This window comes from Pseudoalteromonas sp. SCSIO 43210, from assembly GCF_054133285.1.
Genome location: NZ_CP087225.1, coordinates 2,116,454 through 2,131,626 on the forward strand (window position 1 = coordinate 2,116,454; position 15,173 = coordinate 2,131,626).

At 39.1% G+C, this 15,173-nt stretch carries 13 protein-coding genes; 4 read left to right on the top strand and 9 right to left on the bottom strand.

Translation table 11 applies throughout. The features are described 5' to 3' along the window. The first annotated feature begins 106 nt into the window (after positions 1–106). From LOS73_RS09045 to yegD, 3 genes are all read left to right on the top strand, one after another. Entirely contained in the window at positions 107–763 is a 657-nt protein-coding gene (locus LOS73_RS09045) for an HAD family hydrolase (RefSeq protein ID WP_033031522.1), read from the top strand. A gap of 33 nt (positions 764–796) precedes the next feature. Beyond that, complete coding sequence (locus LOS73_RS09050) at positions 797–1,639, top strand: DNA ligase (protein WP_457934865.1); 843 nt, start codon at positions 797–799, stop codon at positions 1,637–1,639. Positions 1,640–1,701: 62 nt separating this feature from the next. Beyond that, positions 1,702–3,066: a molecular chaperone gene (gene yegD / locus LOS73_RS09055; RefSeq protein ID WP_007376888.1), complete on the top strand. Its 1,365-nt coding sequence runs from the start codon at positions 1,702–1,704 to the stop codon at positions 3,064–3,066. Positions 3,067–3,085: 19 nt separating this feature from the next. On the opposite strand, the gene LOS73_RS09060 is transcribed toward yegD, so the two are convergent. From LOS73_RS09060 to LOS73_RS09070, 3 genes are all read right to left on the bottom strand, one after another. Further along, the gene (locus tag LOS73_RS09060) at positions 3,086–3,550 is read right to left on the bottom strand and encodes a methylglyoxal synthase (RefSeq protein ID WP_457934866.1); all 465 of its coding nucleotides are present in this window, start codon (positions 3,548–3,550) and stop codon (positions 3,086–3,088) included. A 66-nt stretch (positions 3,551–3,616) separates the two neighbouring features. Continuing rightward, positions 3,617–4,261, bottom strand: a complete 645-nt coding sequence (locus LOS73_RS09065) for a LysE family translocator (RefSeq protein WP_007376889.1) — start codon at positions 4,259–4,261, stop codon at positions 3,617–3,619. Continuing rightward, positions 4,258–5,457: a multidrug effflux MFS transporter gene (locus tag LOS73_RS09070; RefSeq protein WP_007376890.1), complete on the bottom strand. Its 1,200-nt coding sequence runs from the start codon at positions 5,455–5,457 to the stop codon at positions 4,258–4,260. Before LOS73_RS09070 ends, LOS73_RS09065 begins: the two co-directional genes overlap by 4 nt. Before the next feature lie 183 nt (positions 5,458–5,640). On the opposite strand from LOS73_RS09070, the gene LOS73_RS09075 reads away from it, so the two are divergent. Next, positions 5,641–6,114, top strand: a complete 474-nt coding sequence (locus tag LOS73_RS09075) for a hotdog fold domain-containing protein (RefSeq protein ID WP_007376891.1) — start codon at positions 5,641–5,643, stop codon at positions 6,112–6,114. 21 nt (positions 6,115–6,135) lie between these two features. On the opposite strand, the gene LOS73_RS09080 is transcribed toward LOS73_RS09075, so the two are convergent. The 6 genes from LOS73_RS09080 to LOS73_RS09105 all read right to left on the bottom strand — a co-directional run bounded on the left by LOS73_RS09080 (position 6,136) and on the right by LOS73_RS09105 (position 15,086). Next, positions 6,136–6,618, bottom strand: a complete 483-nt coding sequence (locus LOS73_RS09080) for a bactofilin family protein (RefSeq protein WP_033031527.1) — start codon at positions 6,616–6,618, stop codon at positions 6,136–6,138. Beyond that, a complete protein-coding gene (locus LOS73_RS09085; RefSeq protein WP_457934867.1) occupies positions 6,608–7,771 on the bottom strand; it encodes a M23 family metallopeptidase in 1,164 nt (387 codons plus the stop codon). The genes LOS73_RS09080 and LOS73_RS09085 overlap by 11 nt, the downstream gene beginning before the upstream one ends. A 135-nt stretch (positions 7,772–7,906) precedes the next feature. After that, the gene (fahA, locus tag LOS73_RS09090) at positions 7,907–9,220 is read right to left on the bottom strand and encodes a fumarylacetoacetase (protein WP_457934868.1); all 1,314 of its coding nucleotides are present in this window, start codon (positions 9,218–9,220) and stop codon (positions 7,907–7,909) included. A gap of 136 nt (positions 9,221–9,356) precedes the next feature. Continuing rightward, positions 9,357–10,403 (bottom strand): 4-hydroxyphenylpyruvate dioxygenase, encoded by a 1,047-nt coding sequence (gene hppD, locus LOS73_RS09095; protein WP_149594251.1) that lies wholly within the window; start codon positions 10,401–10,403, stop codon positions 9,357–9,359. Positions 10,404–10,706: 303 nt separating this feature from the next. After that, on the bottom strand, positions 10,707–13,454 hold the full coding sequence (locus tag LOS73_RS09100; protein WP_457934869.1) for a metallophosphoesterase: 2,748 nt from the start codon (positions 13,452–13,454) through the stop codon (positions 10,707–10,709). 138 nt (positions 13,455–13,592) lie between these two features. After that, entirely contained in the window at positions 13,593–15,086 is a 1,494-nt protein-coding gene (locus LOS73_RS09105; RefSeq protein WP_033031529.1) for a peptide MFS transporter, read from the bottom strand. Positions 15,087–15,173: the final 87 nt, after the last annotated feature.

Consider the following 15,173-nt stretch of genomic DNA (forward strand, 5'->3'; position numbering starts at 1 on the left):
TTTTTGTATCTAGTTGTTCTAAATAAAAAATTTTTAACGACGTTATAGTGCAATTTAATTCGTTAAATTGATCAAAGATCTATGCAGGTTGGTATAAGGAATGAGGATGACTTTACAAGCAATATTATTTGATATGGATGGCACATTAGTTGATTCAGAAAGTATGCACTTTGTATGCTGGAGTAAACTACTTAAGCCTTACGGTGTTAGTTATTTAGAAAATGATTTTTGTCAGCGCTTTTCGGGACGGCCCACTTTAGAAGCCGCAATCGAAATTAAGCAAGAGCATAACTTATCGGTAAGTGCACAATTTTTAGCAGATGAAAAATACCGTTTATTTGGTGGATATGTAGTAACACATTTACCGCCACTGATGCCATTTACAGAGCAAACGTTGAAAGCTGTAAAAGAGAGTGGCTTAAAAATGGCGCTAGTAACAGGCAGTGCTAAAAGTGAAGCTATGCCAATACTTAAAGGTTTAGGGTTTTATGAGCTGTTTGATACGGTGGTTACAAAAGATGACGTAAGTAATCCTAAACCTGCTGGGGACCCATATTTACTGGCACTTGAGCAGATAAATATACAGGCAGGCAATGCAATTGCTGTTGAGGATACATTTACCGGCGTTACGGCGGCCAACAATGCTTTGTTACGTGTGGTAGCCATTGCCAATAGCCATACTAAAGATCACGATTTTAGCCAAGCTACCTATCAAATGAGCAACTTAGATGAGTTTTGGCAATGGGCGCAATCTCAACTATAGTTTAAGCCAACTTTTACATGCTTGGATGCGCCAATGTTTACTATTAAACACCTGCTTTTAATTGTTATTGTACTTTTTACGCAATGCATAAGTGCAGCACAGCCGTCTGTTTTACTGGCTAAAGTATATGACAAAACTAAGCATTATGATGTAAGTAAGTATTTAGTCAGTGAAAAATATGATGGCGTAAGAGCTATCTGGACCGGCACGGAGTTTTTAACTCGTAAGGGTAATATTATCAATGCGCCAAGTTGGTTTACAGCGCCATTGCCAAATGTATGGCTTGATGGTGAGCTGTGGACTAAACGTGAGCACTTTTCTGCGCTGAGTGGCATAGTCAGAACTAAAAAACCTAATAATCATGATTGGCAAACTATTACTTATAAAGTATTTGATATGCCAGATAAAAATCTGCCTTTTAGCACTCGCTATAAAAACTATAATGAGCTAATTACTAGCCTAAACTTGCCGCACATTAGTGCAGTAGGTCAATATAGCTTTACAAATAATGAGCAGCTTACAGAGTATTTTGACAGCATAACTAAGCAGGGCGGCGAGGGTGTAATGCTTCATTTGGCCAGCGCGAAGCACAGCAATGGAAGAAGTAATGCATTACTAAAATTAAAACCTTATTTAGATGCAGAAGCGGTTGTAATTGCACACTTACCAGGCAAAGGTAAATATCAAGGAATGTTAGGGGCATTAAGGGTAAAAACAGCGCAGGGGCAGGTATTTTCTATTGGTACTGGGTTTAATGATGCACAGCGCTCCATTCCACCGGAAATTGGTAGTACTGTAACGTACCGATTTCATGGCTTAACAAAAAATGGGTTACCGCGTTTTGCTAGTTTTTTACGGGTCAGAGATAGTTTATAACATTTATAAATTTTACAAAGTGTGCTAAATTGCGCGGCCTTTTTGGTAATGTGTGGTGAAGTATGTTTGTAGGTTTTGATTACGGTAGTTCTAATTGTGCTATGGGTGTAATGAGCGAGGGTAATGTTCAATTAGTACCGCTAGAGCAAGGAAAACATTACTTACCGTCTACACTTTACACTCATCACAGTGCGTTGGTTGTTGATTTTGTTGCTAAGCATTTACATGGCACAGCCCATGAGCATGACTTTTTAACGCAGCGCCAAGCATTATTAAATACCTTACCTCGTATTAAGTCAGACCTTGATTTACAACCTTCAGATGAAACCCTATTTATTGGTCGTGAAGCGATTAGCGAGTACGTGCAGTTTCCTGAAGAAGGCTATTTTGTTAAGTCCCCTAAATCATTTTTTGGTGCAACAGGTTTAAAGCAAGGTCAAATTAACTTTTTTGAAGATATCGCAACCGCGATGATCTTAAAAATTAAGCAACGCGCTGAGCGCTCTTTAGGTAAAACACTTACACAAACAGTGATTGGTCGCCCAGTAAACTTCCAAGCTGTGGGTGGCGATCAATCAAATCAACAAGCGGTCGGTATTTTAGAGCGTGCTGCTAAACGTGCTGGTTTTAAAGACGTAGAGTTTTTATATGAGCCACTTGCTGCGGGTATCGATTACGAGAGTGATTTAACTCAGGATCAAAAAGTACTCGTTATTGATATTGGTGGTGGTACAAGTGACTGCTCATTTGTACAAATGGGCCCAAGCTTTAGAGGAAATAGCCAGCGCGATAGCGATTTTTTATCTCACAGTGGTAAACGTGTTGGCGGAAATGATTTAGATATTGCTTTGAGCTTTCATGGTTTAATGCCGTTATTGGGTTTAGGCAGTACGTTTAAATCGGGTTTGCCTTTGCCTAATCAAGCGTTTTGGCAAGCGTGTAAAATTAACGATGTAAACTTACAAAGCCAATTTTATAGTGAAAGCCATACCCGAGAGCTAAATGCACAATTACGTGATGTAAGTGCGCCTGAGCTTTATAAGCGTTTAATACATTTACAGCAAAACAAGCAAGGCCATCAATTAGTGCAACAAGGTGAAGCGGCTAAAATAGCACTTTCATCAGCTAGTGCGTTTGATTGTGATTTAAGCTTTTTAGATAGTGGACTGAATAAAAATGTATCTGTAAGCGATTTAGCTGTTGCCGTTGAGAGTAGTATTAGCCAAATAGTTACTTTAGCAAAACAAGCAATCAGCGACGCTGCGACCACGCCAGACATTATTTACTTAACAGGCGGTAGTGCACAATCACCATTGATTAAAGCGGCTTTAAGTGAGCACTTAGGCGATATAAAAATGGTTAACGGGGATCACTTTGGTAGTGTAACCGCTGGCCTGACTAAATGGGCCAGCATGCTTTATAAATAACCTAGATTACAATTGAGGTTTAAAGATCTATTTGTCGGGTTGCGAGGTATTTTTCGTAATCTGGCAATGTACGTTCAAGCTCTACGTCCATAAGCGGTGAGCTTAATAACATATCTGCACTCACTTCATTACACGCCACCGGAATATTCCAAACAGCTGCTAAACGCAGTAGTGCTTTAACATCAGGGTCATGAGGCTGTGATGCTAATGGGTCCCAAAAAAATATTAAAACATGTATCTCATATTCTGCTATTTTAGCGCCAAGTTGTTGATCGCCGCCCATAGGACCACTTAAAAGCTGAACTACATCAAGCCCCGTCGTTTTTTGAATTAAATGCCCCGTAGTACCTGTGCCATATAAAGTGTGCTTACTTAGTATTTCTTTGTGTTTTTCACACCATAATTTTAATGCTGCTTTTTTACCGTCGTGCGCCACTAAAGCAATATTTTTTTGTGCGGGAAGAGATTGTGTTTTTTGTTCCATGCTAATTCTTTTTATTGATGAACCTAAACTCGGAAGAATGAACCTCTTAACCAAAGTGCAGGTTAGTTAAAATAATAGATTGATAGCAAGGGCAATAAATACAATGCCAGTGATCCTATCAATCCAAAGTTGGCTATTTGGGTTACGTCTAAAAAACTGTGCAATTTTGTCGCCAAAATAAATATACGTGCAGTCAATTGGAAAAGCAAAAAGAGGGTAAAGTAAGCCAAAAAAAGCGAGCTGAAAAGTAGCCGATGAAAGCGTTGGATCTACAAATTGCGGAATAAATGCAATAAAGAATAATGCTACTTTAGGGTTTAGTACTTCAGTCATCATCGCCTGAAACATGACATTACTTTTTTTACTGGTACTTATATGCGGTTTATCGGTTTGCTTGCCCTCAGGTGTCTGCTCTGGCTGCTTTAGCGTGCCTTTAATCATCATAAACCCTAAATAGCATAAGTATGCTGCGCCTGCGTATTGCACTGCGGCATAAGCACTAGGAGAGGCTTTTAGTACTGCGCTTAGGCCTACAACAGCAAATAGCGTATGAATAACTCCACCTAATGCAAAACCAAATGCACTTTGCATACCAGCGCCTCGACCATTAGCAAATGTTTGCGCCATCAAAAATGCATTTGATGGCCCTGGCGCTACTGCCATTAAAAAGCTGGCTAATAAAAATGAGATTAGAAAGTCAGGATTGATCATTGAGTACTTTTAGCTGGGTGTAAAGTATGGGCTTTTTTGCTCATTAAAATAAACCAAAGCGGAGCTAGTAATAATAAGTGAAAAGCAATTAGCCATGGTGTGCTTAGCCCTAAATACTGGGTCAATACTACCAATATGCTAGCGCCACTCATTTGCATAGCACCGAGTAATGCAGAGGCTGTGCCTGCTTGTTTAGGAAAGCTAGACAGAGACATTCCTGCTGCAGAGCCTAAACTTAAAGCAAACCCTAATGCAGCAATTAAGATAGGTAACATAAGCGCAAATGCTGTTTCTATACCGCTAAGGGCTAACATTAAAATGCCTGAAAAAACCAGTACACTCACACCGACACGCAAAGCACGTTGGCTATTTCGTTTAATGTAGGTTGGTAAAATAAAACTTGCGACAATACTTATTACGGCATTTAACGTAAACCAAAAAGTAAAGTCGGCTACGGTGCCGCCTAAATGTGTAATAAGCCAGCCTGGAGCGAGCGTTACATACACTAATATGGCCGACATTGAGACCATACAAATTAGGCTATTAAACAAAAATACCGGTGTTTTAATAATCGGTGTAAAGCGACGTAAATCTAAAATATGCCCTTGATAATGACTATCAGCAGGGCGAGTTTCTCTAAAAAAGAATAGCGTAACAATAAGGCCCAAAATGGCAAACGCGGTTAAAAACATAAAGTTCATACGCCAGCCAAACTGTACGGTAAGCCAAGCCCCTAAAATAGGTGCCATTGCCGGAATGAAACACACAATCCCGTTAAGGTAGGTGATCATCTGACCGCTTCGTTCACTACCATATTTATCACGCACTATCGCAAATGCGACAACAAACGTGGCACAGGCTCCAATTCCCTGAAAAGCACGTGCTATCAGCAATATCTCAAAAGAAGGCGAGTAGTATGCGAGTAATGCAGAGCTTGCATACAAACTAATACCCACTACTGCCACTGGTTTTCGGCCAAATCTATCAGCCAAAGGGCCCGCAATTAATTGGCCTAGACCTACTGTTAGCATAAAAATAGCAACGGTTTGCTGTACTTGTTGTTCAGTAACTGCAAATTGTTCTGCAATAGTTGGAAAAGCAGGTAGGTAAATATCGATTGCCATAGGGCAAAATATAACGAGTAACGCTAAGATAAGTAACAAGGTCATATTAGGTTTAGCGGGCTGTGTTTGCATTGAGTCTCCTTTTGTCGAGTATTTTAGGTGGGCACTCATAAAAAAGAAAGGGCTTATGACCCCTGCATAGGCTGTCATTCTTACTTTTTGATTGGATTAAGCTAAAAAGCCAGCATAAATGCACTTTTTAAAACTGGTCTGATGTGTTAATTTTAAAAAAGTAACTGTTGATGGAAAATAATAATGAGTAATAAATCTGCACTTGTACAAATATGGCATAAATTTAAGCGCCTACCTTTTGGGAATTGGCTTTTTACTAAAGCTGTTTGCTTTAAAGCGCCATATTTTGGTTCGATGAAACCTTACGTACTCGATTTGAGAGAGGGCCATTGTAGTGCGGTGGTTAAAAATCGTCGCAGCGTTCATAATCATATTGGAACTATTCATGCTATTGCGCAGTGTAATTTAGCTGAACTGTGTGCAGGTGTAATGGTTGATGCAACAGTGCCAGTTAAAACGCATCGTTGGATCCCAAAAGGAATGACAGTGCAGTATTTAGCTAAAGTAGACACAGATGTACGAGCTGTCGCTGAAATTGATTTACCACATAAGTGGACTGATAAAGAGGACCTAGTAGTACCGGTTAAACTTTATAATACCCGCGATGAACTCGTATTCACCGCTGATATTACTATGTATATCACTGAAAAAAAATAATGGACAGTCAACTGAGTTGATTTAGTTTTTATCTGTGGCTTGTTTATTTACAAACGACAAGCCGCTGTCGTCTTCCTCTAACAACATTTTAACTTCACTGACTGGTTTTAATTCTTCACTAATAAGCTCAATTGCATCTTTTTCAAAACGTTGCTTTAAACTACCTTCAATAATCGCACCGGCATCTATGCTTAAGGTATCGTGGAATACATCGCCATGAACATGTGCGCCGCTTTTAACATTTACTTCACTGGCGTTTATTGAGCCAATAACTTTGCCTTTTACAATTACATTTTGTGCTTCAACCATGCCTTCAATAATACCTGTTGAGCCAATAACTAAATGTTTTACTTTAATATCACCATCAATACGACCATCTAATTGTACTTCACCTTGGCTAACTAAGGTGCCTGTGAGACGAACATCTTGTGAAATAATAGAGGGAGTGTTATTTACTCTTTTTAAACTAGAGCTTCCTGGTTTTTGTTTCTTTCTACCGAACATGAGAAAGCGCCTTTGTTATTTTTAGAGGATTAACATGTTTGCCATCAAGTAATACTTCATAATGCAAGTGAGTACTGGTACTTCTACCGGTGCTCCCCATTAAACCTATTACATCATTTTTAGTAATTAGTTGACCTTTCTTCACTTTAATCTTATTTAAGTGGCCAAAACGAGTCACGAGGCCATTTTTATGTTCAAGCTCAATAAAGTTACCGTAACCACCGTTGCGGCCGGCTCTGAGAACTATAGCGTCAGCAGGGGCAAAAATTTCGGTTTTATGCCAACCAGCTAAATCGACTCCTTTATGAAAGGCTCGACGATTATTCATCGGATCTTTACGAAGACCAAAACTACTTGAAATGTAATATTTTGCAGCAGGCAAAGGTAAAGAATTCGGAAGCTCTGTTAAAAAGTTCTCAAGGTTATTTAATAAGAGTAGTTTATCGGCAATAAGTAAAAATTGGGTCGGAATTTTTGTTTCATCAAAAACATCAAGTGGGCCACCTTGTGCTGTTTTTTGTTCGCTTAGTGACAAATGTTGTTTAAGTGCCGATTCAAGCCCTGCGCCTTTAAGCATTGCTAAAATATCGTCGTGTCGTTTATTTATTTGGCTATCAAGTAATGCAAAGTTTTTTTGATAAGCTTGTGCTAAATGTTGGTATCTTGCTGAAAAAGTAAGCGGGGTAACTAAGTTCACTTGCTTATTGTTTGGCTCTTCATCAAGTAGTGGAGCATGAAATTCTTCTTTTCGTTCACTAATTGGTGACTCGAGATTACTATCAAGCTGTATTGAATCTTTGCTAATCGAGGCTGGTAATGACTCTATCATGCTTTGCAATAAAGCCTGTTTTTGTTCAAGAATAGCCAGCTGTTCTAACTGATTTGTATAAAGTGCATTTTGTTCGCTGACTTTTTTCTGCCAAAGTAGTTGTTTATTCAATTGGTTTTGCTTGATGTTGGAAATTTTGTTCGTTTGTGAATAAACACGTAATGTAGAAATACTGATCCAAGCTAAAGTAGCAAAAACAAGTACTGCAACAGTAAGCTGAACCCAAGACGCCAAAACAACATGCTTAACTTCACCATTTTGGCGAATAAGCAACTGACGGGCTGGAAATGTTTTTTGATAAAAAGACTTTATAAATACTGACATGGCATATAAACATTGGCTATTAACCGAATTAAGATAGCAATTTGAGTTAAAAAAGCCAGAGAAAAATTGTAACTGTTCAAAAATTAATAAAAAAGGGCTGCTTTTAGTAAGCAGCCCTTTTATTTAATACTCGTATTATTTTGTAGGCAGAACTGTACTCTCTACAGAGCCAAAACCTATACGTGCATAGCCTTCTTTTTCACACCAGCCACGCATAATAATGTTATCGCCATCTTCTAAAAAGCTGCGTTGTTCGCCATTACTTAGCGTAATTTTTTCTTTACCGCCACGAGAAAGCTCAAGTAATGAACCTGCTTCTTCGTGCGTTGGACCCGACTGAGTGCCCGAACCTAGCATGTCACCTGGCATAAAGTTACAGCCATTTACTGTGTGGTGAGTAACCATTTGTGCCACAGTCCAGTAAGAGTGCTTAAAGCTAGATGTTGATACGCGCGTTGGGTTATGGCCTTCGCTACGCATTTTTTGCGTTTGAATTTTAACATCCATTTGAATATCAAAAGCACCTTGGTCGCGATTCGCTTTTGATTCTAAATAGTCCATAGGCTGTGGATCGTTTTCATCACGTGTCCAGCTTGTTCTGTAAGGCGCTAATGCTTCGGTTGTTACAATCCAAGGCGATACCGTTGAGGCAAAGTTTTTAGCTAAAAATGGACCAAGCGGTTGGTATTCCCACGCTTGCAAGTCACGTGCTGACCAATCGTTAAATACACAAAAGCCAAATACGTGGTTTTCAGCATTTTCGATAGCGATTGCATCGCCCAGTGCATTGCCTTTACCTAAGTAAATACCCAGCTCTAGTTCGTAATCAAGGCGTTTACACGGACCGAATGATGGCACTTCTGCGTCTGGCGCTTTGGTTTGACCTTTAGGGCGATGAAATGTTTGACCCGATACGTCAATAGATGAAGAGCGACCATGATAACCAATAGGTACCCATTTATAGTTAGGTAGTAATGGGTTATCAGGGCGAAACAAACTACCCACAGCAGTAGCATGATAAATAGAAGTGTAAAAGTCGGTGTAATCACCGATGCGACAAGGCAAAGAAAACTCTATATCAGACTGTGCAACCAATGTATCGCTAAGCGCTTTTTGGTGCTCAGAGCCTGCTCTTAGTGCTTTTGAAAGGGCCAAACGAAGGGCTGACCAATACTGCCCCCCTAAACCCATAAATGTATTTAGAGTTGTTTCACTTGCTGCATCAGCGGCTGTTTTAGCGTCACCTGTTAAAACGTTTAATTTACTTAGTTTTGCTAAATCGATTACTTGGTCACCAATTGCAACACCACCACGAAAGGCCTCATCAGACCCTTTACGACGAAATTCTGCAAACGGTAAGTTTTGAATTGGAAAGTCGCAATTATCAACATTAGCTGATTCTACCCAGCTGGTTAAATTAATATCGTGGGTTTCGTTAATTAGGCTCATTACATTTCCTTTGGATTTTACTGTATGGCGACAAGGTATAGTTTATTTAATCATACTTGTACTTGGCGCCATACTTTTTAAATATTAAAACGACAAAAAGCAGCGAAGTTCGCTGCTTTTAATTTACTCAAATATTTTATAAAACGCCGCGACGCTCTTGGTCACGTTCGATTGATTCAAATAATGCTTGGAAGTTACCTTCACCAAAGCCACCATCATCAACGCGTTGGATCATTTCTATAAAGATTGGACCAAATAAGTTTTTAGAGAAAATTTGTAATAAATAACAATTTTCACTTTGGCTATCTACGAGTATCTGATGCTGACGAATTTTTTCTTTATCTTCAGCAACCCAAGGTACACGGTCAAAAATAGTATCGTAGTACTCTGGGATAATATCCAACGTTGCAATTGTTGATTTATCAAGCTTATCGAGAGAGCTTACTAAGTCATCTGTTAAAAACGCTAAATGTTGAACGCCTGGGCCGTTGTACTCACCAAGGTATTCATCAATTTGGTTGTTATCGTTACCTTTACCTTCGTTTATTGGAATAGAGAAGGTGCCACAAGGGGACTTAAGTGCATACGAGATAAGCGCTGTTTTTTGACCTTTAATGTCAAAGTAGCGTACTTCAGTAAAACCAAATACGTCTTTATAAAAGTTAGCCCATTTTTCCATGGTGCCTTTATAAACGTTATTGGTTAAATGATCGATTCGGATAAAGCCTTTATCTTCTACAACATTTTGCGTTTCTAAGTCTTCAAAATCACTTTCATAAATAGTGCCTTTGTCGCCAAATTGTTCAATAAAGTAAATTAGGCTGTCGCCAATGCCATAAATTGCAGGGTAGGGCATGTTTTTATGCGTTGAGTCGGTCGCTGGTTTTGCACCACGCTCTACTGCTGTTTCAAATGCTTTTTGCGCATTCTCAACACGCCAACCCATTGAACAAATAGCAGGACCATGGCTTTTAGCAAATTCTGCAGAAAAACCTTCACGCTCGTTATTCAGTAAAAAGTGAATATCGTTTTGGTTGTAATAAACAATGTCTTTACCTTTGAATTTTTTAAGCTTAGAGAAGCCAAAATCAGTAAATACTTTATCCATATAATCAGCATCAGGTGTTGCGTACTCGGTAAATTCAATACCGACTAAACCTAAATAGTTATTTACTTCACTCATTATTATTACTCCCGCAATTAAGCACTGCGATTATGTGTTGTTGTCATATTGCAGTAGATAATCAACCAGATTTTTAATTTGGGGAAGAGGAGGGCGCTATTTAGTGTCTAGTGCATGTGTAAATTTTATAGGACGGTTATTATAAAGTTACGTGTTTGTAATACAGTTAAGTAAAATGAAGTTATATGGTATAAATTCAAGTGGGAGTGCTTGTTTTTAAGTTATTGTATTTAAATACTAAAAAGGAGGTTTAACCTGCGTTAAACCCCCTTTTATAATTAATAAGTAAAAGCTTTTTCGTACTTAATTGTTTACACTTTGAGAGGCGTTGCCAAAAAACTTGTTTCGCTGCTCTAGCCATGGGTTAGTTTTTATTGCTGGAGCTGCTTTGTAGTGACGTTCAATTGTTTGGTTTAAAGTACGTGTAGATTGCTCAAATGTTAATTTTTGTTGTGCAGCGCCCATACGCTTAATTTCATCTTGGGTCATAGCACGGCCAGCATAAAGCAATGCATTCAAGTAACCCGCTACGGTTTCAAAATTATTATCGGTAAATAAAAGCACCGTTTTATTGAGTGCCCATTGGCGGTCAATTTCGCCGTCTTCTTTAACGCCAGCTAATTCACCATCAATGTATACTTCAAATACCCCATTTGTAGGTGCTGTGTAGAAAACAAATGCGACACGGTGCCATGCTTCTGCCTGAGTATTACCAAAGTAGCCACTGTCGCTTGTTGATTTACCATAACCACCACTTGGGTCTATAAATATGTCAGCATCGTCATCCAGATAACTGTTTGTTTCTGCTTGCATTATTGCACGATAAATATCTTTGCCTTCTGAAGGCCAATATAAATCCATAACAAGTGTGTAGTCAGATACCATTCCTTCGTTTGCAAAATCACCATTTGCAGGGGTGTTTAATTCAATTAATAAGCCTTCTGTCGGGGAGTGGCGCGAAAATGCCATTACACCCGAAGGGCCGTCAGTTAAATCATCAATATTTAACTGAGTGGTGGTGTTATATTGGGTTTCATCAGTGCCCCAATTGGTTTCATTTGGATCGAAATAGTTAAGTACTGAAGGCCCAAAATCAGCCGCTAACGGATTGTTAGCATCCTCAAAATTCCATATAGTTACATTTGCTACGTTACTGCACGAGTAAAGCTCAGTGTCGGTATCCAAATGTAGGCATTGGCTTGTTCTAAATCGAGCATATTTATCAAGTAGCCACCAAGCTTCGGCTATTGGCTCTATGTTTGAGAATGTCACACTATTAAAAAATAAATCAGGATTTAAAGCCGCGCCTTTAAATAGCGCAACTTCGTAATTATTTGTGGGTTGTATATCTTCAGGTTTAAGTAAAAACCAATCAGGTTGACTGGCAAACATCGCTGCTAAGTCTCTTCCCGATACTGTTACTTTATAGATAGAATTAAACCCAGGCGTATTTGATGGCTGCCTTTCTACATAAAAAGCTTTATGGAAGTCTTCTTGAGTCAGTGTGCCGGGTGTCCAGCGCTTTTGTACTAGTTCAGGGTTAAGTAATGCTGCGCTAATTGTGCTTGAATGTTTTGCGGCTAAGGCAGTTATTTCAGCTAATTGTAAAGTAGTTGGATAATTTTCTGAAATAGTTATTTCTGTTTCAGCGTCAGGAGCATAACGACCCATAATTTCATCAATAGCTTGTTTAGTCGTTTCATCTCGTTCATTAATAGAGTCGGTTTCAATTGTTTTGTAATCAACAACCGGAGATGATTTATCCGCTAAATCAAAATCAAGCGTTAAATCAGTAATCCCTTTAGCATAAAAATCTGGCTGAATAACAATCGCGCCGTTGTCTAGTGTCTCGAAACTTTCACCACCATGCGTGTGGCCGCCAAGCACTAAATCAATGCCTGCGACGTTAGTTGCCATATCAGTATCAAGACCGACACCTAAATGGCTCAGCATGATCATATAATCTACGTCGTCACGATATTGACTAACAATGCTTTGCGCCACTTGTTGCCATTGCCAGCTCATTTTAAATTGTTTTATGAAATCAGGGATTGGTTCATCTTCAATTGGTTCATCAAGTTCATTCCATGGCACAGAAGTCATACCAAACAAACCTAAAGTGACACACCCTACTTGTATTTTTGCAAATCCAACGCCTGCAAAATCTTGTAGTTGCTCACCTTCATACCGTGTATTACTCGCCAGTACGATGGCATTCTCGTCTTGTGAATAACTTAATAGTTTTTCTGGGCCCCATGCGTAATCATGGTTTCCAACAACACGAACATCAAATTGCATCGCTTTAATTGCTTCTTCTGTTGCAGTACCTTGTGATAGTTGCTCTGCGACGGTGCCTTTTTCATAGTCGTCACCACCATTTGTAAATAAGGTATGAGGAGTTTGGCTTGCTACTTGGTTGTAGTAGGCTTTAATACGGCTGAAATATTGCTCTTGGTAGCCAAAGCGAGCATGTAAATCGGCAACATGCACAAACCTCACTGATTGTTTAGTGGCATTCGCATCACAAGTTGGGCCTATATTGGCAAAAGTTTCATTACGCTGCATTTGTATTGCGTAGGTGCCTAATGTGTTCACTTGCGCGCTAACGAAGCCATCTAACACGGTTGAGTTTTCGATTATGTCCCATGTATTGGTTGATAGTTTTGCTATAAAGAGTTGCCCGCCTAATGCATAGTCCACAGGGATTTTTATTGTAATAGTGATGGGGGTAATTAAAGTCAGCGAGTTTGGTGTAAGACTATGTAAATCTGAAACTATATTTTGTTGCTCATTTGCTTCATCTAATAGTGTTTTCTCGTAAGTAAGCTCTGTATTACTAGAAGTCGCACCAGCAGGAGCGGTTAGTATAAAATTACCTTCATCTAATGTCGTGTCTAAACCAGTCGAGCTTGATAATGTGAGTGTACTTGGCTCTGGTTCAACTGGGTTGTTTGGATTGAGTGTAACCTCGTCACTGGAGCCGCCACAAGCTGATAAAAGCATAATTAAAAATGCTAAAATTGTGGCATGTAATATCGTTAACGATTGCATATACAGCTGTTCCCTGAGTCTATTCTCTAATCAATCAGGCTATAATATCAGTTAACAGTGGTGCGGCAAAGTTGAATAAAAAAATCCCTCATAGCGGTTATGAGGGATTGGTTTTTAGCTATATTATTTAAAAAACAATTAAGAAGCTTTTTCTTCTAACCCTTGTTTTTCCCATACTTTAGCTTTAAATGTCATGAGTACTAAAACAACACCAACACCAATGCTAAATAATGCAATTTGTAGGTATAGGTTAGGGATTTCTTGGACATTATTCGGATCGAAATTACCAGCAAGTAAACCTGCGATGATGTTACCGATTGAGTAAGTTAATACAAATACACCCATCATTTGACCAGTGTAACGTTTAGGCGATAGTTTACTTACCGCACTTAATGCTACAGGGCTTAAACAAAGCTCACCTACTGTATGTAAAAAATAGGTAGTAACAAGCCAGTAAGGCGCTACTTTTAAGCCTTCAGCAGCGTAATGAGCCGCCATAAACATAACTAAAAAGCCTGACGCCATGATAATTAAACCAAGCGCACACTTAACGCTGTAGCTAGGTGATACTAGACTTTTAGATAAATTAATCCAAAGCGCTGCAAAAAATGGTGATAGGGCAATAATAAACAGCGAGTTTAACGATTGAAACCACGTTGTAGGGATTTCAAAAGTACCAATAAGGCGGTCAGTATAATCGCGTGCAAATAAGTTTAATGATGAACCTGCTTGTTCAAAACCAGACCAAAAACATGCTGATGCAATACATACTAAAAATAGCGCCCACATTCTTTGTTTTTCAGCATCAGTTAATTTACCTGTAAAGTAAATAACACCAAAATAAACAAAAAAGATAATAGTGAATACAACAGCTACGTATCCTGCAACCACTGTTGGATTGATTACAATTGCGCCGGTCATTGCAGCTGTAGTCACTGCTGCAGCTATAATTACAAACGCAGCAATACCACCCCATGCGCGGGAAGTACCTTTAGGGCCTAATGGGTTGGCTGGTAAAACGCTATGCTCTGGCAAGTTATTAAGTGAGCGCTTATATTGCACTAAACCAATAGCCATACCAACAGCTGCTGCGCCAAACGCCCAGTGCCAGCCTACGTTTTCCATAAAGTAACCACAAACGTAGTAACCAATCAAAGAACCTAGGTTAATACCCATGTAGTAAATAGCGTAACCACCATCACGACGTTCGTCGGCATCACTGTATAACTGGCCAACCATTGCGCTGATATTTGGTTTTAATAAACCAGTACCCGTCGCTACAAATATTAAGCCAATAAAAAATGAATAATCATGTGGAACTGCCAAAATAATATGGCCACACATAATAATAATACCGCCATACCAAACCGCTTTTTGACCACCGAATAGTCTATCGGCTAGCCAACCGCCAGGTAAACCTAAAAAGTATACTGCGCCTGTGTATAAACCATATATTGCAGCAGCTGATGCAACGGTAAAGCCAAGGCCTTCTTGTTGTAAGCTTGCCGTCATAAACAATACGAGCATAGCTCGCATACCGTAATAACTCATTCGTTCCCACATTTCAGTGAAGAACAATGTCGAAAGTCCTTTAGGGTGGCCAAACCAGCCACTATCTGGAGCTGAACTCATATTTACTTCCTAACTTTAAGAATTGTTGTAATGGCCTTATAATTTTTTGCTTTAGCTATTTTAGTATTTGTATTTACTAGAATGCTC